At 61.8% G+C, this 19,477-nt stretch carries 16 protein-coding genes; 8 read left to right on the plus strand and 8 right to left on the minus strand.

The window, feature by feature from the left end:
• Nucleotides 1-91: 91 nt before the first annotated feature.
• Nucleotides 92-1,012: a fumarylacetoacetate hydrolase family protein gene (locus EN846_RS24110; protein ID WP_127393681.1), complete on the minus strand. Its 921-nt coding sequence runs from the start codon at nt 1,010-1,012 to the stop codon at nt 92-94.
• A gap of 10 nt (nt 1,013-1,022) precedes the next feature.
• Nucleotides 1,023-2,144, minus strand: a complete 1,122-nt coding sequence (locus EN846_RS24115) for a cupin domain-containing protein (RefSeq protein WP_128346171.1) — start codon at nt 2,142-2,144, stop codon at nt 1,023-1,025.
• Between the two features lie 135 nt (nt 2,145-2,279).
• Between EN846_RS24115 and EN846_RS24120 the strand changes: the two genes are divergently transcribed.
• From EN846_RS24120 to EN846_RS24150, 7 genes are all read left to right on the plus strand, one after another.
• Entirely contained in the window at nt 2,280-2,966 is a 687-nt protein-coding gene (locus tag EN846_RS24120) for a GntR family transcriptional regulator (protein WP_127391586.1), read from the plus strand.
• 497 nt (nt 2,967-3,463) lie between these two features.
• Nucleotides 3,464-4,492 carry an ABC transporter substrate-binding protein gene (locus EN846_RS24125; RefSeq protein WP_127391587.1) on the plus strand — a complete coding sequence of 343 codons (1,029 nt, stop codon included), beginning with the start codon at nt 3,464-3,466 and terminating at the stop codon, nt 4,490-4,492.
• Between the two features lie 54 nt (nt 4,493-4,546).
• A complete protein-coding gene (locus tag EN846_RS24130; RefSeq protein ID WP_210213988.1) occupies nt 4,547-6,784 on the plus strand; it encodes an iron ABC transporter permease in 2,238 nt (745 codons plus the stop codon).
• A complete protein-coding gene (locus EN846_RS24135; protein ID WP_127391589.1) occupies nt 6,784-7,860 on the plus strand; it encodes an ABC transporter ATP-binding protein in 1,077 nt (358 codons plus the stop codon). Before EN846_RS24130 ends, EN846_RS24135 begins: the two co-directional genes overlap by 1 nt.
• 363 nt (nt 7,861-8,223) lie before the next feature.
• A complete protein-coding gene (locus EN846_RS24140) occupies nt 8,224-8,868 on the plus strand; it encodes a peroxiredoxin-like family protein (protein WP_127391590.1) in 645 nt (214 codons plus the stop codon).
• Between the two features lie 624 nt (nt 8,869-9,492).
• A complete protein-coding gene (locus EN846_RS24145; RefSeq protein ID WP_127391591.1) occupies nt 9,493-11,265 on the plus strand; it encodes an adenylate/guanylate cyclase domain-containing protein in 1,773 nt (590 codons plus the stop codon).
• A 138-nt stretch (nt 11,266-11,403) separates the two neighbouring features.
• Nucleotides 11,404-12,309, plus strand: a complete 906-nt coding sequence (locus EN846_RS24150) for a LysR substrate-binding domain-containing protein (RefSeq protein WP_127391592.1) — start codon at nt 11,404-11,406, stop codon at nt 12,307-12,309.
• On the opposite strand, the gene EN846_RS24155 is transcribed toward EN846_RS24150, so the two are convergent.
• The 4 genes from EN846_RS24155 to EN846_RS24170 form a co-directional block, all read right to left on the minus strand.
• The gene (locus tag EN846_RS24155; RefSeq protein ID WP_127391593.1) at nt 12,293-12,997 is read right to left on the minus strand and encodes a peroxiredoxin-like family protein; all 705 of its coding nucleotides are present in this window, start codon (nt 12,995-12,997) and stop codon (nt 12,293-12,295) included. The genes EN846_RS24150 and EN846_RS24155 overlap by 17 nt on opposite strands.
• A 181-nt stretch (nt 12,998-13,178) precedes the next feature.
• A complete protein-coding gene (locus EN846_RS24160; RefSeq protein WP_187331467.1) occupies nt 13,179-14,573 on the minus strand; it encodes an NAD(P)/FAD-dependent oxidoreductase in 1,395 nt (464 codons plus the stop codon).
• Nucleotides 14,574-14,606: 33 nt separating this feature from the next.
• The gene (locus EN846_RS24165; RefSeq protein ID WP_127391594.1) at nt 14,607-15,758 is read right to left on the minus strand and encodes a patatin-like phospholipase family protein; all 1,152 of its coding nucleotides are present in this window, start codon (nt 15,756-15,758) and stop codon (nt 14,607-14,609) included.
• Between the two features lie 22 nt (nt 15,759-15,780).
• A complete protein-coding gene (locus tag EN846_RS24170; protein ID WP_127391595.1) occupies nt 15,781-16,563 on the minus strand; it encodes a 3-hydroxybutyrate dehydrogenase in 783 nt (260 codons plus the stop codon).
• A 161-nt stretch (nt 16,564-16,724) separates the two neighbouring features.
• Here EN846_RS24170 and EN846_RS24175 point away from each other — a divergent pair, with 161 nt between their 5' ends.
• Nucleotides 16,725-17,636, plus strand: a complete 912-nt coding sequence (locus EN846_RS24175; RefSeq protein ID WP_127283470.1) for a LysR family transcriptional regulator — start codon at nt 16,725-16,727, stop codon at nt 17,634-17,636.
• Nucleotides 17,637-17,691: 55 nt separating this feature from the next.
• On the opposite strand, the gene EN846_RS24180 is transcribed toward EN846_RS24175, so the two are convergent.
• Together EN846_RS24180 and EN846_RS24185 are read right to left on the minus strand one after the other, a co-directional pair.
• Nucleotides 17,692-18,156, minus strand: coding sequence for a DUF302 domain-containing protein (locus tag EN846_RS24180; RefSeq protein ID WP_127283469.1), 465 nt, complete (start codon nt 18,154-18,156; stop codon nt 17,692-17,694).
• A gap of 41 nt (nt 18,157-18,197) precedes the next feature.
• Entirely contained in the window at nt 18,198-19,400 is a 1,203-nt protein-coding gene (locus EN846_RS24185) for an MFS transporter (protein ID WP_127391597.1), read from the minus strand.
• Nucleotides 19,401-19,477 lie beyond the last annotated feature (77 nt).

The raw sequence follows: 19,477 nt of genomic DNA on the forward strand, positions 1-19,477 counted from the left end.
AGGCAGGCTGTCTTGGATGCCAGAGACCTTCTGATCGCTTAGATCCGGGACCAACCGCACGACGGCTGTCTTGAACGGCGTGGGCACGTGTCTACTCCGGCGTCGCGTTCACGACTGGATGCCGCAGCGTGCCGATCCCTTCAACGCATGCCACGACCACGTCGCCCGGCCACATCCATTCCTGCGGATCGCGCCCGGCGCCGACACCTTCCGGCGTGCCGCTGGCGATGATGTCGCCGGGCTCCAGCGTGATCGCCGACGAAATGTCGGCGATCAGGTGGTCGACCTTGAACAGCATGTGGCGGGTGTTGGACCGCTGTTTCTCGACCCCGTTGAGCGTCAGCGACAGGTCGAGCACCTGCGGGTCGGGAATCTCGTCGGCCGTCACGATGCACGGCCCGAACGGCGCGTACGTGTCCTGACCCTTGGAGAAGATCCATTGACCGGCGCGCCGGTTGTCGCGCGCCGAAATGTCGATCATCACCGAATAGCCGAAGACGTGGTCTAGTGCGTGCTCCTTGCGCACGCGGCGGGCGGTGGTGCCGATGATAACGGCAAGTTCCACCTCCCAATCGAGCTGCTGCGTCATCTTCTTGTTGTGCTCGATGCCGTCCCCAGGCCCGATCACCGTGGTCGGCGGCTTCGAGAAGACGACAGGCTGTTTCGGCAGGTCTTTTGACGTGTCTAGCGACTTCGCACTTTCCGCGACATGCTCGACATAGTTCAGGCCGATGCCGAAGATGTTCTTGCGCGGTCGGGGAATGGGCGCCAGCAGCCTTACATTGTCCACCGCCGTAGCGGTTCCGGCCGGGAAGCGTCCGGCTGCCCTGCCGAGGCAGTCGCGAAGCGTCTCCAGTCCGCCGCGCCCGGCATCGATCAGGCCGAGCATTGTATCGGGCAGGGTCGTGCCTTGCGCCGTGGCGAGCGCCTCCACATCCACCACCAAATTGTCGACGAGGACGCCGAGCCTTGCCGCCGCCTCGACCGAGGCGCGATAGGTCACAAGTTTCATGATCTTTCCTTCAGAGGAGCGGCTGCAAGCCGCCATTGTCGCCGAATGCCTGCTCGCGGTAGAGCCCGAGCGCCCGCATCACCGGCAGGTCGGACAGGCAGAACAGGCAGGCGTCCTCGCGATCCGAGCCGTTGGCATGCTCGTGCCACGCCCAGGACGGCACGCAGAAGATGTCGTGCTCCTGCCAATCGTAGCGGCGGCCGTTGATGATCGAATGACCGCTGCCCTTCGCCACATGGTAGAGGCCGCTGCCCGTGTGCCGGTGCGCCTTTGTGTGCTCGCCGGGACGCAGCATCTGCATCGATGCGCCGAGCGTCTGCATGACCGGGCCGTTCGTCACCGGGTTCACATACTCCATCAGCACGCCGTCGAAGGGCGAGCCATCGGTGCAACCCGCGTATCTCGTCAGTGCGTCGTAGGTTGGTGCCCATTCGTATTTGAACATCGGGCTGTAGCCCTTGGTCCAGTTCTCGCCCATCGGCCTGAGCCCCGCGTTCCCCCAGGTCTTGGTCATGTCGTCGACCGCGTAGCCGACCGCCTGGCTGAGATCCGGGTGAACCTCGTAGAAATTGGCTTCCATGGCGTTGACGAAAGGGATGTCCAGGCCGTCCTGCCAGATGCAGGGCGAGCCGGTCGCCTCCACGCCATGCTCGTGCCAGGTGTCGTTCGGCGTCAGCACGAAATCGTTCGCCCCGAGCGTCATCTTGTGCCCGTCCACCACCGTATAGGCGCCCGAGCCCTCGATAATGAAGCGGATCGCCGAGGCCGAGTGGCGATGCGCCGAGGCAACCTCGCCGGGGTTCATCACCTGGAGCCCGCCATAGATCCAGCCGACCGCGGCCGCCACGTCGGAGCGCCCCGGATTGTTCAGATAAACCACCCGCCGTCCGGCCTTTTCCGGTGTGACGAGTTCAACCGAGCGAAGGACATGCGCACGCAGGTCGCGATAGCGCCAGACCACCGGCACCGACTGCGACTTCGGTTCCCAAGGCTCGATCTTGTTGGCGACGGTCCACAGCGCGCCTGCCTTATGGCGCGCCAGCTCGTCGTAATAGGCAAGCAATTCCGGCGTGTCCTCGACGTTCGCCCGGCCGACGACATCCTCGCGATGGTTTTCGCGCTCCTGTGCCATGGCATTCTCCTGCTGGTAGCCCGTAAGTCTAGCATGACCTCAAGAATTTTCGATTGCAACAGAAATTTTCGAAAATAAATGAAATTGCCGACGAGCTCCTCTATGAGGTAAGGCTGTATGGGCGAGGAAATGTGAATGACGCTTGCCCAAAAAGCCTACGATGCCCTGCGCCACGACATCATACGCGGCGAACTTCCGCCTGGCCGACCGTTGCGTCTTGCCGACCTGGGCGAGCGCTATGGCATGGGCTTCTCGCCGCTGCGCGAGGCACTGAACCGCCTGCAGGCCGAACGGCTGGTGACGGCCGAATCGCTGCGCGGCTTCCGCGTGGCGCCGCTGTCGCTCGACGAGCTCCACGACGCCACGTCACTGCGTATCGTCATCGAGACGGAAGCGCTCAAGGCATCAATCAAGAATGGCGACGACGCCTGGGCGTCGGGCATCGTGTCCTCGCTCTACGCCTTGAATGTGCAGGCGGCGCGAACGGGCCCCGAAGCCGATATCTGGACCCTCGAAAAGCGGCACCACGCGTTCCACCGCGCCTTGCTGGCGGGTTGCAATTCGCCATGGACGCTGGAATTCTTCGAACGGCTCTATGCAGCGACCGAGCGCTACCGCATTCCCGTTCTGCTGGCCTCTGCCCGACCGGTCGGTCGCGATGTCCAGGCCGAGCATGGCGCGCTTGCGGAAGCGACCCTCGACAGGGATGCGGACAAGGCCTCCGTGCTGCTCGAACAGCACTATCTGCGGACGGTCGAGGACCTGGCGGAAGTCATCAGCTCCAGCAAGGGCGTGCCTCTGCCGGTCAGGCAGACCGTCTGATTTTGGCCACTTCAATTTTTGCCTAAGGAGATGGTCGAGAGACTTGTGGGGTTGTGTCCACTTGATACTTGGGTTCGCCAGGCCATACGAGAGAATACGAAGGAAAAGAGTTGGCTAACCACCCGCTAACATATTGATTTTATGCAGAAAACGATGACGCTGCTGGCCCACCAACTACGACGTAGCGCAAGGCCATAAATTTCGAAAGGCTCTCCGACGGTGGGTGCGGTGATCGGCGGCAACGGCGTGCGAAAGGGCGGGCCTGACCCATCCAGTATACTCGCCAGGGCTCAGGAACGACGGCTTCGCGCCTCAGGCCGGTCGCAAGAGATCAGTTTGCGACTTCCCGAAAGCAGACCTTCGTCCCTAAACTGCGAGGTATGCGCGGCGCCATCTATGGAAAGCGCTGCAACTCGGTCAGGCAGATGCTAGCTTCCAACTTGTATTTTCCGCCTATGGGTTTCAAAGTCGGCAAATAGCTTAGGGAGGAATTCAACATGATAAAAAGGGCAATTCTCGGCGCCGGAATCCTTGCCACTGGCATGTGGAGCGCGTCGTCATCGGCGTCCGCTGAAAACCTGACCATGTATTGCGGCGTCGACGAGGTCTGGTGTCAGCAGACGGCGCGGGCCTTCGAGGAAAAGACCGGTATCACCGTCGACATGACCCGCAAGAGCGCTGGCGAAATCTATGCCCAGCTGCGCGCCGAGGCCGCCAATCCCAAGGGTGACATCTGGTGGGGCGGCACCGGTGACCCGCACCTACAGGCGGCCGAGGAGGGTCTGACCGAGGAGTACAAATCACCCCTGCTCGACCAGTTGCAGCCCTGGGCAATCAAGCAGGCTGAAACATCCGGCCACCGCACGGTCGGCATCTACTCCGGCGCATTGGGCTTCGGCTACAACAAGGACCTGCTCGTCAAGAACAATCTGCCCGAGCCGAAATGCTGGGCCGATCTGACCAAGCCGGAGTACAAGGGGCATATCCAGGTCGCCAACCCGAATTCCTCAGGTACAGCTTACAACATGCTGGCGACCATCGTTCAGCTGTTCGGCGAGGACAAGGGTTTCGAGTACCTGAAAGCCCTGCACAAGAACGTCAACCAATACACCAAGTCGGGCTCGGCGCCGATCAAGGCCGCCGGGCTTGGCGAGACCACGATCGGCATCGTCTTCATCCACGACGCCGTGTCGCAGGTCGTCGCCGGATTCCCGATCGTTCCGGTCACCCCTTGCGAGGGAACCGGCTACGAGATTGGCTCAGAATCGATCATCAAGGGTGCCCGCAACATGGAGGCCGCGAAAAAATTCTACGACTGGGCGCTCGAGGCCGATGTCCAGTCCACGGCGCAGGATGCGGGGTCGTTCCAGGTTCCGTCGAACAAGGCGGCAAAAACCTCGGACAAGGCGCCTGACCTCGCTGCCATCAAGCTGATCGACTACGACTTCAAGAAGTATGGATCGAGTGAAGAGCGCAAGCGCCTGTTGAAAAAATGGGACGAAGAGGTCGCGTCGCTGCCGCAATAGCAGATGCGCTTTCGCCAAACCCGCGGGCCGCTCGAACCGATCGTCGTCCTCTGGATGGCGATCGGCTGGGTGGGGTTTGCCCTGCTGCCCTGGTACGGCATCGAAGACGGGTTCTTCGGTTTTTCCTGGCTGTTCGACGGCTACCCGTTCGATAGCAAATTCGCTCCAGCGCTGGTTCTGGCCCTCAAGGGCGAAAAACTGTGGCTGGCGCCGCTCGGCTTCCTCCTGCCGGCGCCGCTGCTGCTGTGGGGTCGCAACAAATCCGATCCGTTTTTCGGCCGGCTGCTGGTCATTGTCGGCGCTGCCGGTTTTGGCTGGCTTTTGTTCCAGGGCTTCGCCATCGGGTTGCACGGCTGGCAGTTCAGCTGGCTGACCAGCCTGTTCGGCGATCTTGGCGACCGCCAGTTCGGCATGGGCTACGGCGCCCTGCTGGTCAGTGGCGCCTTTCTGTTTCTGCTCACCCTTGGCATTGCCTCGCGCGGTGCCGTCGGTGGCGACGTTTTCGTCGTCAGCTCGATCGGCTTCGTCGTCGCGGTGGTTTCCATCTTCATCTTCATGCCGATCCTGATGATGCTGGCCAACGCCATGCAGACCGACGACGGTGGCTATTCGCTTGTCACGTTCCTGGCCAAGCTGTTCAGTTCGCGCTTGTGGAGCCTGGACTGTCTCGCCGGCGGCAGCCGCTGCGGCGTTGCCTGGAACTCGCTGCTGCTCGCCGTGCTCGTCGGCCTGCTGACCATGTTTCTGGGGTTGGTGTTCGCGCTTGTCGTGACACGCAGTGATTTCCGCTATGGCAAGCTGCTGCGTGCGCTGACTGTGTTGCCGATCATCACCCCGGCCTTCGTCATCGGCCTTGCCATCATCCTGTTGTTCGGGCTGTCGGGCGCGGTGACCCAGAGCGTCGCCGGCGTCTTCGGCATCCAGCCGACACGCTGGGTCTATGGCCTTCCCGGCCTGCTTATCGCCCAGGTTCTCGCTTTCACCCCGATCGCCTTCCTGGTTCTGATCGGCGTCGTCGAAGGCGTCAGCCCATCCATGGAAGAGGCCTCGCAGACGCTCCGCGCCAGCCGCTGGCAGACCTTCTGGACCGTATCCCTGCCGCTGATGCGGCCAGGCCTCGCCAACGCCTTCCTGCTCGGCTTCATCGAAAGCATGGCCGATTTCGGCAATCCGCTGGTGCTGAGCGGCAACTATGACGTCCTGTCGACGGAAATCTTCTTCGCCATTGTCGGCGCGCAGAACGATGCAGCACTTGCGGCGATCCTGGCACTGGTGCTGCTAGGCTTCACGCTTGGCGCCTTTTACGCGCAACGCTTCTGGATCGGCAGGCGTTCCTATACCACCGTCACCGGCAAGGGCGATGCCGGCGTCCATCCGCGCCTGCCGGACGGGCTGACACGCGCGCTCTATGTTATCGCCGGCCTGTGGACGGCGTTCACCGTGCTGGTCTACGCGGTGATCTTCTACGGCAGCTTTGTCAGGCTGTGGGGGGTCGATCAGAGCCTGACGCTGCAGCACTACAAGAAAGCGTTCGCCGTCAGCTGGAATGAATTCGGCATCCATTGGTCGGGGTCGGCGTGGAGTTCGTTCTGGACGACGATGGAGATCGCGCTGATATCGGCGCCACTGACCGCAGGGGTAGGACTTCTGACCGCCTACCTTCTCGTTCGCCAGAATTTCCGTGGCAAGAATGCCTTCGAATTCGCGACCATGCTGTCTTTCGCGATTCCAGGAACGGTCATTGGCGTCAGCTACATCATAGCCTTCAACGTGCCGCCGATCGAACTGACTGGAACCGGCATCATCCTCGTGCTGTCGTTCATCTTCCGCAACATGCCAGTCGGCGTACGCGCCGGCGTCGCCTCGATGTCGCAGATCGACCGCAGCCTGGACGAATCCTCGCTGACGCTTGGCGCCAATTCGTGGCAGACCTTCAGACGCGTCATCCTGCCCTTGCTGAGATCGGCGATGCTGGCGGCGCTTGTCTATTCCTTCGTGCGCGCCATGACCGCGATCAGCGCCGTCATCTTCCTGGTCAGTGCGCGTTACGATCTTTCGACCAGCTATATCGTCGGACGTGTCGAGAACAATGAATACGGCATCGCCATCGCCTATTCGACGGTACTGATCGTCGTCATGCTGGTGGTCATCGGCCTGATGCAACTGGTCGTCGGCAGCCGCAATATCGGCCGGCGCGGTATCCAGAAAGGCGACGGTGGCTGGAGCGTGCGCACCAATGTCAGCCTGCCGGCAACGCCAGGGGGCCAGACGACAATAGCAGGAGCCGGGTGATGGCCGAAATTCGCGGCAACGCTGCCTCGGTGACCTTCGAGCACGTCACCAAGACTTATCCCGGCGCCAGCACGCCGGCGGTCAACGACATTTCGCTTGCGATCGAGGCCGGCAAGCTGGTGACGCTTCTCGGACCTTCCGGCTGCGGCAAGACGACGACGCTGCGCATGATCGCCGGCCTGGAGATGCCGTCCAGCGGCCGTATCCTCATCGGCGGCAACGACGTAACGAGCTTGCCGGCCACCGACCGCGACGTTTCCATGGTGTTCCAGTCCTATGCGTTGTTCCCTCACATGACGGTGATGGAAAATGTCTCCTACGGTCTGCGCTTCTCCGGCCATGACAAGAAGGAGGCCGCGTCCCGCGCCCGCGCCGGCCTGGAGTTGGTCGGCCTGACCGGTTTCGAGGCGCGCCTGCCCAGCGAACTGTCGGGTGGTCAGCAGCAGCGCGTGGCGGTGGCGCGCGCACTGGTGCTAGAACCGCAAGTGCTGCTGTTCGACGAGCCGCTCTCCAACCTAGATGCCAAGCTGCGCCGGCATGTGCGTGAGGAAATCAGGGAGATCCAGACTAAGCTCGGGTTGACTGTGGTCTACGTCACGCACGACCAGGAAGAGGCGCTTGCGGTTTCGGACCGCATCATCGTCATGAACAAGGCGGTGGTCGCACAAGACGGTACGCCGCGCGAACTATACGACGCGCCAGCCAACGCATTCGTTGCCGACTTCATCGGTGAAGCCAACATCCTGGATTGCGAGGTGGTTGCGGTGCAAGGGGACGAAGCTACCGTGCGGCTAGACACGCTTGCCTTGAAACTGCCGGCGCTTGGCCACCAAGCCGGCCCGGCGAAGCTGGCCGTCCGTCCAAGCCGCATCGAGATCGGTCCTGCTGGCGCGCCGCAGACGATCGCAGGCACGCTCGCAAAGGCCACCTATGCTGGCAGCCATCTCGAACTGGTCGTTGCCACGGCACTTGGCAACGTGTTCGTGTTGTCGCGCAACGTCGATGCGCCGTTTCAGGCGGGCGACAATGTCGGCATCGGTTTTCCGGAACGCGGACCGGTTCTGATCAAAGCTTGAAGGGTTCTACGCAGAGGTCGCGAATCTGGGCTAACACACCGTTGCCGGCTCCGGTCACATCGAAGCCGCCCAAGTTTCAAGACGTTGAGCACCGTTTGAAAGATCCTGTCGGTCTCGCCGCTGTGGTCGTCCTACGCACGGATGAGACGACCACTGTTTGCCGCGGCGTCCGAGACGGCTCGCGATACGCGTGAGCCGCAGATGCTTTTTTCGTGCTATGATGGGCTTGCAACCTTGACCTCGGCATATGGCAGAGGCCGAACGCTGTTTGCTCTGGCGCGGGAGTTTGCGCCCAGCGGGCGCAACCCGAAATGTAGTGTTGCTGCCTTTTGCTGACTGAGCTTGGGCGAGGAGTTTGTGTCCATGTCCATGTGTAGTGTTAACCGCCCACTGCAGCCGGGCGACCCAGCGCCCAATATAGTGCTCGATGCTATCTCGCGAGAAGGCAAGATTGCGCTCAATGATTTTCGAGGCCGTAGCCCGTTGTTGATCGGTTTGTTTCGCGGTCTGCACTGTCCGTTCTGCCGCCGTCACGTCGCGGCCATGGCGCAACTCAATCCGGCTCTGCGTGAGAAAGGCGTCGAGTGCCTGGCAGTGGTCAATACGCCGGTCGAACGGGCGCGGCTCTATTTCCGCTACCACCCGATGCCCCACCTTCTCGCCGCGTCCGACCCGGAGCGGGCCTCGCATCGTGCTTTCGGCTTGCGCGAGGTCGGGATGGACGCGGTCGCGGCGATACAGATTGACCTTCCAGGCGAGTTGCCAGAACCTATGGACGTGATGGCAATGAACGAATTTCTCAACAAGAAGGAAGGATATGAGATTACGGAAGCCGATCAGCAGATGATGGGTTCCGGCCAGGCGCAGCTTGTCGGTCAGTTCCTAATCGACCGGGAGGGCATCGTGCGCTGGAGCTTCACTGAAATTCTGGAGGTTGGTCTCCAAACGTTCAGGGCGCCGAAACCCGAGGAACTGATATCGGTAGCGTCCCAAGTCGCACATCAATAGGCTGCCGAAAAATTCGCTCGACCACCGCGCCCTGTAACGATTCTATGGGTTTGAGGCCATGATCAAGGTGCTGAAGCGCGGCCCGGGTCTGCCCGTAAGCTTCGTAGCGCGATTCCATTCAACGGGCGGACGCCAGAGTGAACCAGCCTCAGCGCATAGGCCAGACGACGTTCCCTCCACAATCAACGCTTGCAACGGCTGGATAGGGCACTGTTACGCCTTCAGGCAGCACCCAGCGGCGACCAGAGACGATGTGGGTTTCGGGTGGAAATTAATGTAGCAAACCATCAGCATGGATAACCCGTCGGGGGCTGCGCCGCCACGGACGCAAACCGCGACATGGGGCGATCCTGACTTGACCGGCAGCTTCGCGTCCAATTTCGGCCTAACAGGCAAAGTTCGTCGTTGTCCTGAAGCGGACTCCATCAAGCTGAGGGTCGTGATTGCGACTCTCCCCGATCCGTATCCAAACCCATGGAAGGGACGAGACGCGACCATGAGCGGGAACGGCTCAGCCCATACCAAGACGCAATAATTTAGGTTACCTTTCCGGGGCTGAGCTATCGCGACCTATGGTCGGGTCGCATCACTTGGGAGACCGTCGTCCAATCTCAAAGCCGCATCATGCGTCGATCGCTATTTCAGAAGTATTTCTTCGTCTTGTTTGCCGCGGCCATTTTTCCGATCGCTGCCGGTGGCATCAGCAACACGTGGTTCAGCTATGTCGACCAGCATGCGATCCTCAGTGCCCTGCTGCAGTCCGAGGCAACATCGGCGGCCGACAAAATTGAGAGCTTTCTTGACGGCATCCAGCTTCCGCTAGGCTCGACGATCCCCCCGGAAGGATCGAATATGGCCAGCGTGAAACAGCTTCGGCTTCTTGCCGTACGAGCGATGCACGAGGTCCCGGGAATCCTCAGCATCAGTATTGTCGACGGTACTGGCGCGGAGCGGCTGCACATCTCTCGCATTGGCAAAAACAGGACAGAAAGCGGGGCGGATCGCTCAGGCGATCCCGCTGTCGTGGGCCTCAGGACGGCGAAGGTGTGGTACGGTCCAGTCATTTATCGCCCGGGGTCCGAACCCTCCCTAACCATGGCGATGGCCAGCTACGACAATTTAGCCGTCGCCAACTCGGTCATCGCCGAAATCAGTCTGAAGCCGATCTGGCTCATCGTTTCCGAAATCCGCGTGGGCCGCAGCGGCCAGGGATTTGTCATCGACCAGGCCGGCCACCTCATCGCTCACCCCGCGATCAGCAAAGTGATGGAGGGCGCGGACGAGAAAGCAGCGCTGGCCCTGCGCGAATTGCGGGATGCGAGCGCTGCCGCAGGCGGCACTGCGATTGCAAGCCGCAACGCCGAGAATGAACGCGTTGTGATTGCTGGCGCGCCGGTTACCGCGGCAGGCTGGACGGTAATTGTCGAGCAGTCGCAGGCAGAGGCTTTTGCGCCTCTATACGCTTCATTGTGGCGGACGGGCGGGTTGTTGTTCCTCGCCACAGTCCTTGCGGCGGTGCTCGCATACTGGCTTGCCAGACGGATGAGCGGGCCTATCCTCCTGTTGGAGGAGGGCGCTCTCAAGATCGGTGCTGGACAGTTCGATCACCGGCTCACCATCTCCACTGGAGACGAACTTGAACGGTTGGCTGCTCGGTTCAACCAAATGGCGCAGGAACTTGCCACATCGCGGGACCGCGCGGAACGACTGACGCGGTTGAAGCGCTTCCTTGCACCACAGGTTGCGGAACTCGTAGAGAAGGCCGGTGACGAGCGAATGCTCGCTGGACAGCGCGCAGAAGTAGTCGCTGTTTTTAGCGACTTGCGTGGCTTTACTGCATTTTCATCGCACGCTGAGCCTGAGAACCTCATGCAGGTCCTGCGCGAGTACTATGAGGCGCTCGGCGCGATAATCACCAAGTATGAAGCAACGCTGACCAGTTTTTCGGCGGATGGATTGATGATCCTCGTCAACGCCCCGGTTCCATGTGAAGAGCCGGCGCTTCATGCCGTAAAAATGGCTGTCGACATGCAGGATTCCACACAAGAGCTCATATCTGATTGGCGGCAGCGTGGTTATGAGATTGGCTTCGGCATGGGTCTCGCTATGGGGTGGGCAACGGTGGGTCGGATTGGCTATGAGGCCCGCGCTGACTACACCGCAATTGGCAATGTCGTGAACTTGGCGTCGAGGCTGTGTTCGTCCGCTGAAGATCGACAAATCCTTATCGATTATTCCGTGGCGCGCCATTTGCCTGGTAACATGCCGATCGTTGACCTCGGCACGCGCCAGTTCAAAGGCCTCGAAGGGCACGTTCGCGTCTACAATGTTGAGACGCAAGGAAGCGAACGACCGAAATTAGATTCTGCTGAGAACGACGCCAGGCAAAAGGGCTAGGCTCCTCTGCATCGACGTCCGCAATCGCCGCCGATCCTCGGCCTCGCCGCAAGCCACTTTGCTCAATGAGATCAATTGGGTTAGTCTCGCAATATGCGCCATCGCTGATAAACCATTTCGCTGAGGGGGCGAAAGTTCATGGAGATGCAGCAGGTCCGCTATTTTTTGGCCCTGTCCAATACGTTGAATTTCACCAGAGCGGCCGAAGAGTGCAACGTCACGCAGCCGGCGCTTACGCGCGCCATCAAGACGCTTGAAGAGGAACTGGGCGGAGAGTTGCTTCGGCGCGAGCGCCAGCATTCGCACCTCACCGAACTTGGGCGCCGCATGCTGCCGCTGCTGCAGCAGTGTTATGATGCCGCCACTTCCGCCAAATCGCTTGCCAAGGCAGTGCAAAGCAGCGACGTCGCGCCGCTCAATGTCACGATCTCGAACAGCGTCAATATCGCGCTGCTGGTGTCGCCGTTTACGGAGCTTTTCCGGGCCTATCCCGGCGTTCACCTCAAGATCAACCGTGGTTCGCCGGCTGCCGTCATCGACGCGCTGAAAAGTGGTGATGCCGAACTGGCGATTGCCGGGCCGCTGGGACAGGTCTGGGATCGCCTGGACGTGTGGCCGCTGTTTCAGGAGGAGATTGAGCTCGCCGTAAATTCCGATCATCCGCTTGCCCGGCGCAATGAGGCCGATGTCTCGCTGGCCCAGCTTGCGGCAGAGCCTGTGCTCAGCCGGATCGATTGGGAGACGAGCGAGGAACTGTCGCGCTGCCTTTCCGCAAAAGGCTACTCGCCTCGAACCGCGCATGAAGTAGAAACCGACCAGGACCTACTCGCGCTGCTCGAGGCCAATGCCGGGGTCGGCTTTGTCTCGCTTACGGCGCCGCGATCCTCGAACACCCGGCGGCTCAAGCTTCGCGATCTGGACGTCTCGCGGATCGTTTCCGTTTATGCGGTTGCCGGCAGGCAGCGCTCGCCTGTCGCGACAACGCTGCTCAACCTGCTGAGGTCAGCAGATTGGTCGACATTCGGCGTCAGCGAGCCCGCCTGAGCGCCGCGATCATCTCGTCAATGTCCATGCGCCGGCGGTAGTCCGGATCGACGAAGCGATCCGCGATGATGCCGTTCGTTCCGACGATGAAGGTGGCTGGGATCGGCAGAAACCAGCTGCTGTTGCCCTGGTAGTTGGGCAGATCGAGCCCCAGGCCCATCAGCCGCTCCATCTCTGCACCGACCCAGATCGCAAGGTTGAGGGACAATGCGTAGCCGTTGTCCATGTCGACCAGAAACGGGAACTGCGCGCCAACCGCGGCCTTCATGGCTTTGGCAAATTTGCGCCGCTCGGGCATTATCACGACCACCTGTCCACCAAGCTCAGCGATCTCGCGCTGCACCTCGACGATGCCGATGGCGTTCAAGCGGCAGTAGGGGCACCAGTGCCCACGCTGAAAGGTGATGACGGCTGGGCCCTTGGCGAGGATTTCCGACAGGCTGACGAGCTTGCCATCGTCATCAGGCAACAGGAAACCGGGCATGGCATCGCCCGGAGCCGGCGCCATGGTCCCGGCCCCTTGTTTCTCAAGGCGATCCACCAGTCGCTCTACAGCGTCCGCGAATTCCGAGTTCAGACGGCGAACCGCCGCGGCAACCACCGCCAGCCGTTCGTTGAGAGGCGCATCAAGTTCGATGGCTGCCTGGACGGACTGCTCGAATGTCATTGCCTGGTCGTCGGCGGTCATGTCTGCACTTTCACGCGTCCCGCACAGCCTACCACCGGAGCCCCTCGGCCATTGCCATGTTTTTCCTGCATGGTTTCGATGCCCCCCGTGCATCGTCGCATGCCAGGTTCCTGTTCCATTCGCCTCCCAACCAGATATCCCCCGACGATCCGATCCGCCGGCACACTTTGGGCGACATGCATCAGTGAAGCTTGATCCGCGGTCTTGCCCGCCTGACGATGATCTCGCCTATCGCAGCCAGCATGGTCTTCGCCAGTCCGTGCACCGCCTTGAGATGCATCTTGTACAGCGAGCGATAGACAAGCCTTGCAATGAGACCTTCGATCTTCAGCCCTCCGATCAGGCTGCCAAACGCGCCGTAGTCGGCCAGCGAGACCACGGAACCATAGTCGCGGTAGCGATACGCCGGCGCGGCACGCCCTGCGAGACGAGTTGCGATCACCTTCACCATGTGGTCTGCCTGCTGATGGGCCGTCTGGGCTCGCGGCGGCAAGGCGTTGTCTTCGCCCGGCAGCATGCAGTTCGCACAGTCGCCGATCGCGAATACATGCTCGTCTCCAACCGCCCGCAGGGTTTCGTCGACGACCAGCCGGTTGATGCGGTCGGTTTCGAGGCCATCGAGATCCCTCAGGAAATCCGGCGCCTTGATGCCGGCCGCCCATACCACCAATTCGGCCGGCACAAACAGCTTTTCGCCTAGCCGGATACCGTCTTCGGTCACTTCGGTGACCTTGATGCCGCAACGTATCTGCACGCCAAGTTTGATCAGCAAGCGTGCCGTCGCGCGCGCCATAGGCTCAGGCAGCGCCGGGAGAATCCTCGACCCGGCTTCGACGATGGTGATGCGGATCAGCCTTTCGAAGTCGATGTTGTCGAGATTGTGCGATGCAATTTCACGCATCGACTTGTGCAGCTCCGCGGCCAATTCAACGCCGGTTGCGCCGGCGCCGACGATGACGCAATGGAGCTGACCGGGCGACAGCTGCTCGTATTGCGCGTTGGCACGAAGGCATGCATCGATCATGCGCCTGTTGAATCGGGCGGCCTGCTCCGCGGTGTCGAGCGAAATGGCGTGGCGCGCGGCGCCCGGCGTGCCGAAATCGTTGCTGACGCTGCCGACTGCCATGACCAGCGTGTCGTAGCCAAGAACGCGTGGCGGTATGACTTGCCGGCCGTCATCGTCGAAGCTGGGCGCAACAAAGACCTGGCGCCTTGCACGGTCAATGCCGACGACCTCGCCGATGCGGTACCGGTAGCCGTGTCGGCTGGCATGGGCGATGTATTCGACGGCGTCGTGCGACGCGCTCAAGGCGCCGGACGCCACCTCGTGCAATAGCGGTTTCCAGATATGGGTGCGGTTTCGATCGACAAGCGTGACCGAAAGCCGCCGGTTGCCGAACTTGCGGCCGAGGCGCGTCGCCAGTTCCAGGCCGCCGGCGCCGCCGCCGACAATGACCACGCGGTGCAGGGACTTGTCCGCGTGCGAGGGAGTCTCCGGGATGGTGCGGAACAGCGCGGCATTGTTGGCCAGAACGGCTTCAGGAATGAGCCGCACACCTGGAGTGATGATCTGCATCGGTGGTCTCCATCCCTTCTTTGGCGCGGCGCATCACTCTTGGGATTCGTGGATCACGATGCCCTGAAGCACGTCGACCTCGCACTCCCAGGGCTTGTCCGCTAGGACGCGCTGCCCATGTCCGTATCCCGCCTGCCAGCGGGTGCGGATGCCCGAGCGGGTGAAGTCGATGTCCTTGGTGTGGTCCTCGCCGTCGAGGCGCGGCGAAAGCAGCCGGACGAGATGCATGACCGACGGACAGCCGTAAGACGCGAGTTCCTTGAACATCGGATCCTCGCGACGCTCCTCGGGCACGAGCTTTCCCATTTCGCGCACGACGTGGCGCAAACGATGCAGTTGCTCCTGGCGGGCGACATGGCTCTTGCCGCGGCTGGCGTATTGAAGATCCTTCTGCCGCCCCATGACCTGCCAGATCGATTTCGGCTCGGTGGCGCGGGGCTGCCACATATTGACGGCAAAGATCAGCGCGTCGCGCCGCGGACGCTCGTCCAGAACGACCTCGATCGGCGTGTTCGAATAGATGCCGCCGTCCCAGTAAGGCTCGCCGTCGATGCAGACCGCCGGAAACGCTGGCGGTAGAGCGCCCGACGCCATGATATGCGCCGGCGACAGGATCATCTCGCGCGTGTCGAAGTATTTGAGCTCGCTGGTGTTGACGTTGACCGCGCCGACCGTCAGTCGCGTGTGGCGACCGTTGAGGTAGTCGAAGTCGATCAGATTGTTCAGCGTCCTTTTGAGCGGATCTGTCGTGTAGTAGGACGCGTTCTCGACACCGACCTCGCGGTTCACTCCAAACATCGCGCTTGGGTTCGGTTCGAAAAAGCCAGGGATGCCGCGCATCACCGTGCCCATGTTGGCGAAGATGTTGCTTGGAATCATCATCCGGAAAAACTCGTCGAGCGGACTGCTCCGGCTGACGCCGTCCCAGAACTCCTGAAGTCTGGGCAGACGATCGCCGGGCTCGTTTCCTGCAATCAGCGCGGCGTTGATGGCGCCGATGGAGGTTCCTATGACCCAATCCGGTTCGATGCCGCCCTCGACCAGCGCCTGGTAGACACCGGCCTGATAGGCACCGAGAGCGCCACCGCCTTGAAGGACAAGGACTGTCTGACGCCTGACTTCGGCCTGGTGGCTGACCGCCGGTTCTGCTTCCGGAACAGACAGGTTTCGCGTGATCTTGTTCATGGCCTTCGGTCCTCGTGCAGGTCTAGTGAGCGGTCCAACCGCCTTCGATCGGCATCACGGCACCGGTGATCGACGCCGCCTCGTCCGACGCCAGGAACAGGCAGAGCGCGGCAACCTGCTCGACGGTGACGAACTGCTTGGTCGGCTGCGCCGCGAGCAACACATCCTTGATCACCTGCTGCTCGGTGATGCCGCGGGCTCGCGCCGTGTCCGGGATCTGCTTCTCAACCAGCGGCGTGAGCACGTAGCCGGGGCAGACGGCATTGACGGTGATGCCCTGTTCGGCGACTTCCAGCGCGACGGTCTTGGTCAAGCCGGCGACCCCGTGCTTGGCTGCGACATAGGCGGACTTATAGGGCGATGCGACGAGTGCGTGTGCTGAAGCCACGTTGATGATGCGACCCCATTTGCGTGCCTTCATCGCCCGCAACGCGCGCCGGATCGTATAGAACGAAGACATAAGATCGATCGCGACGACCGCCTCCCATTTCTCGATCGGGAAGTCATCGATCGGCGCGACATGCTGAATGCCGGCGTTGTTGACCAGTATGTCGACTGAGCCGAATTCATCGATGGCCTTGTCCATCATCGCCGTGATCGCAACGCCCTTGCTCATGTCGGCATTGTCGTAGCGGACGGTGACCCCGTGATCGCCGGCGAGCTTCGCCCGCAGGCGTTCGATTTCGACGGCATCGCCAAAACCATTCAGGACGATGTTGCAGCCCTTGGCGGCGAAGGCTTCGGCTATGCCTTGCCCGATGCCGCTGGTCGAACCGGTGATGAGCGCTGTCTTGCCACTGAGCATCGTTGTTTCCCTGTGTCTGGAACCGCAGGCAAATGGGCCGGCGGCTGCTTGGCGCCGAGCTGCAGCGCTCGGCTCTGGATCTGCGGACCAGAGTTACGGCAGCTAGTAATATTGCTCGGCAACGCCGGGGCATCCGGAACCGCCCCGAGGGGAAGCGTGCAGTGGAGATCAGCCAGGTCCGATACTTCTTGGCCGTCGCCAAGGAGCTGAATTTCACCAGGGCGGCCGAGCAGTGCAATGTCACGCAGCCCGCGCTGTCGCGCGCAATCAAACTTCTCGAGGATGAATTCGGCGGGCCGCTCTTCCACCGTGAGCGCCGCTTCACTCACCTCACCGAACTCGGCCGCATGGTCGAGACCTATCTCGAGGGCGTCTTCGAGAACTCTCGCCAGGCAAAGCAGATTGCCGAACAATACGTGACCCTGAAGAAGATGCCGCTCAAGGTTGGCATCATGAGCACGATCGCTCCGGACGAGATCATCGAGCTCATCGCGGGCGTGCGCGCGCACCACCCCGGCGTCGAGTTGCATCTTTGCGATGCGGACGCCGTGAGCCTCAGGAGAAGGCTGCTCGAGGGTGAACTCGAGGCCGCCATCTACGCGTTGCCTTCAGACGTCCCCGACGAGGAAGTGCACTCCCTGCCGCTGTTCCAAGAGCAGATGGTGATGGCCGTTCACCTGGCCCATCGCCTTGCCAACCAGCGCGTTGTGCGGGTGAAGGACATGAGCAACGAAAGCTACATCCACCGCAACAATTGCGAGTTCGCGGGCTACGCGGACGCCATCCTTGCGGAGCAGGGCGTCACCGTCAGTCCGGTTTACTGGAGCGATCGAGACGACTGGACATTGGCGATGATCGCTGCCGGGCTTGGGTTCGGCTTCATGCCGGAGCATACCGCCAAGCATCCTGGCGTGGTGCCCCTGCCGATCACCGAACCGGAATTCTGGCGGGAGGTCAATCTCGTCACGGTGCGCGGCCGCAGGCATTCGCCCGCGGTCGGCGCATTGGTGCGCGAGGCCACGCAGAAGAAGTGGTTCGGCGAGCGGGTGAAAGCGCTGTCCGCCGCCGAGTAGGGGCCGCCGGCGCCGGCCAGCGTGCTTCGCATGCCCGGCCACTGGATCTCGGCGCTCAGTTCTTTTTGACGGTCGAGGTCACGGACTGGATCACCTCGGTGGCCATCTTGAACTGCGCCTGCCGGTCAGTGATGCCGTGGCGCTTGGCAATCCAGTCGAAGTCGCTGTAGGCAGCGTAAACTTGCCCGTCGGGCGTCTGGTAGACCAGCACGCGCACCGGCCAGTCCAGGCCGGCCTCGGGATTTGAGGTGATGAACGTCGTGCCGAGGGCCGGATTGCCGAACATGACGAGCCGCGAAGGCCTGACATCGTTGCCGGCATTGTTGCCAAGCCGTGCCTGGTCGATGACGCCGAAGAACTTGATGCCTTTCTTGAGCACGTCCTTCTTGATGCGGGCGACGGTCTCGGCGACGGAATAGTCGCTCTTTACGGTGACAACGCCGTCCGATGCGGCTGCCGGGAGGGCAACGGCGATCAGCAGAGCGGCGCCTGCGAGCAGAGTTTTCAGTTGGTTGATCATGTCAGTCTCCTTGGTTGGATAACAGTTTTTCAGGTTGATGCTCAGGCCTTCGGTGTTTGCAGCACACGCGCGATCGCAATCGCGCTGGCGAGAACGGCGACAAGCACGGCCACGCAGGCGGTCCACCCAATGCGGTCGTAGACTTGTCCGATGACGAAGCTGCCGGCGAGGCCGCCGCCGTAGTAGGACGCGAGATAGATGCCGCTCGCGGCGGCGCGATCGCGCGCGGCGGTCCGGCTGACATGTCCGGTCGCTATCGCCTGCGCAAGGAAGGTGCCGATAGCAACCAGCGCCATTCCGGCGAGGACGACGGGAAGGCTCGGAGCGAGCAGCAGAAGCAAACCGGCGATCGCCAGCCCGAGCGTCAGTCCGACCCCCACCCTCGGCCCGAGACGCGAGGCCACGCGCCCGGCGAGTGGAGTAGTCAACATTGAGGGCAGGAAGACGAAGTAGACCACGCCGAGGGCCATCGGGGTCAAAGACAGGGGCACTGCTACGAGCTGGAAGTTCACGTAGGTGAACGTGCCGATAAAGACGAAGAGGATCAGGAAGCCGATCGCGAAACAGGCGCGCAGCTCGACGTTTTGCAATGGTGCTTTCCAGGCCCCGCGGGCAGTCCCGCCAGTCCCGTCCCCACGCATCATGGCCGAGGTCTTCTGCAGCGTGAACCAGACAAGAGCGGCGCCGAACAGATTGAGGGCGGCGAAAGTCAGGAAGTTTGAAGAGATGCCGAATGTGTCGGCCACGGCAGCCGACATGAGCCGGCCGAAGAAGTTGCTGGCGACATTGCCGGTCACATAGGCCGCGAGCGCGCTGGTCGTCTGCCGAGCGGAAAAATGCTCTGCCAGGTAAGCCATCGTCAACGTGAAGGCGGTCGACATGCAGAGGCCTTGCGCTATGCGCAGCAAAGCAAAAACCACGATGCTGTCGGTCTGCGAAAGCAGCGTTGTCGGTATCGCCAGGATGACCAGGCTGATCCAGATGCCGTTGCGGCGATCAATGCCGCGTCCGAAGAGCGCGACGGCGATGCCCGCCACCGCCATGCCGAACGTGCTGGCGTTGACGGCGAAGCCCATGGTGGCGCGGCTGACGCCGAATTTCACCACCAGCGAAGGCAGGATGGCCTGGGTGGCAAACAGATCAACGAGCGTCAGGAACGCAATCAAGGCGATCAGGCCGAAGCGCCAGCCGTCTGCGGCCACTGAGCGAAGCCGCGTTGGTTCGGTATGTTCACTCGTCGTCATGACAGGCTCCGTTGCCCCGTCCCCGGGCGATCGCCAGAGGACGGGCTTTTGGTTTCTGATGTCGGGATAGCTTGGCC

Source organism: Mesorhizobium sp. M4B.F.Ca.ET.203.01.1.1 (assembly GCF_004791025.1).
Classification (GTDB): Bacteria; Pseudomonadota; Alphaproteobacteria; order Rhizobiales; family Rhizobiaceae; genus Mesorhizobium; species Mesorhizobium abyssinicae.

What these genes read in the sequence shown, in the direction of transcription:
- EN846_RS24180 (WP_127283469.1), bottom strand. Translation starts at nt 18,156, where the DNA reads ATGATCAACCAACTGAAAACTCTGCTCGCAGGCGCCGCTCTGCTGATC.
- EN846_RS24165 (WP_127391594.1), bottom strand. Translation starts at nt 15,758, where the DNA reads ATGAACAAGATCACGCGAAACCTGTCTGTTCCGGAAGCAGAACCGGCG.
- EN846_RS24185 (WP_127391597.1), bottom strand. Translation starts at nt 19,400, where the DNA reads ATGACGACGAGTGAACATACCGAACCAACGCGGCTTCGCTCAGTGGCC.
- EN846_RS24145 (WP_127391591.1), top strand. Translation starts at nt 9,493, where the DNA reads ATGCGTCGATCGCTATTTCAGAAGTATTTCTTCGTCTTGTTTGCCGCG.
- EN846_RS24160 (WP_187331467.1), bottom strand. Translation starts at nt 14,573, where the DNA reads ATGCAGATCATCACTCCAGGTGTGCGGCTCATTCCTGAAGCCGTTCTG.
- EN846_RS24170 (WP_127391595.1), bottom strand. Translation starts at nt 16,563, where the DNA reads ATGCTCAGTGGCAAGACAGCGCTCATCACCGGTTCGACCAGCGGCATC.
- EN846_RS24140 (WP_127391590.1), top strand. Translation starts at nt 8,224, where the DNA reads ATGTCCATGTGTAGTGTTAACCGCCCACTGCAGCCGGGCGACCCAGCG.
- EN846_RS24125 (WP_127391587.1), top strand. Translation starts at nt 3,464, where the DNA reads ATGATAAAAAGGGCAATTCTCGGCGCCGGAATCCTTGCCACTGGCATG.
- EN846_RS24150 (WP_127391592.1), top strand. Translation starts at nt 11,404, where the DNA reads ATGGAGATGCAGCAGGTCCGCTATTTTTTGGCCCTGTCCAATACGTTG.
- EN846_RS24135 (WP_127391589.1), top strand. Translation starts at nt 6,784, where the DNA reads ATGGCCGAAATTCGCGGCAACGCTGCCTCGGTGACCTTCGAGCACGTC.
- EN846_RS24110 (WP_127393681.1), bottom strand. Translation starts at nt 1,012, where the DNA reads ATGAAACTTGTGACCTATCGCGCCTCGGTCGAGGCGGCGGCAAGGCTC.
- EN846_RS24130 (WP_210213988.1), top strand. Translation starts at nt 4,547, where the DNA reads ATGGCGATCGGCTGGGTGGGGTTTGCCCTGCTGCCCTGGTACGGCATC.
- EN846_RS24120 (WP_127391586.1), top strand. Translation starts at nt 2,280, where the DNA reads ATGACGCTTGCCCAAAAAGCCTACGATGCCCTGCGCCACGACATCATA.
- EN846_RS24155 (WP_127391593.1), bottom strand. Translation starts at nt 12,997, where the DNA reads ATGACCGCCGACGACCAGGCAATGACATTCGAGCAGTCCGTCCAGGCA.
- EN846_RS24115 (WP_128346171.1), bottom strand. Translation starts at nt 2,144, where the DNA reads ATGGCACAGGAGCGCGAAAACCATCGCGAGGATGTCGTCGGCCGGGCG.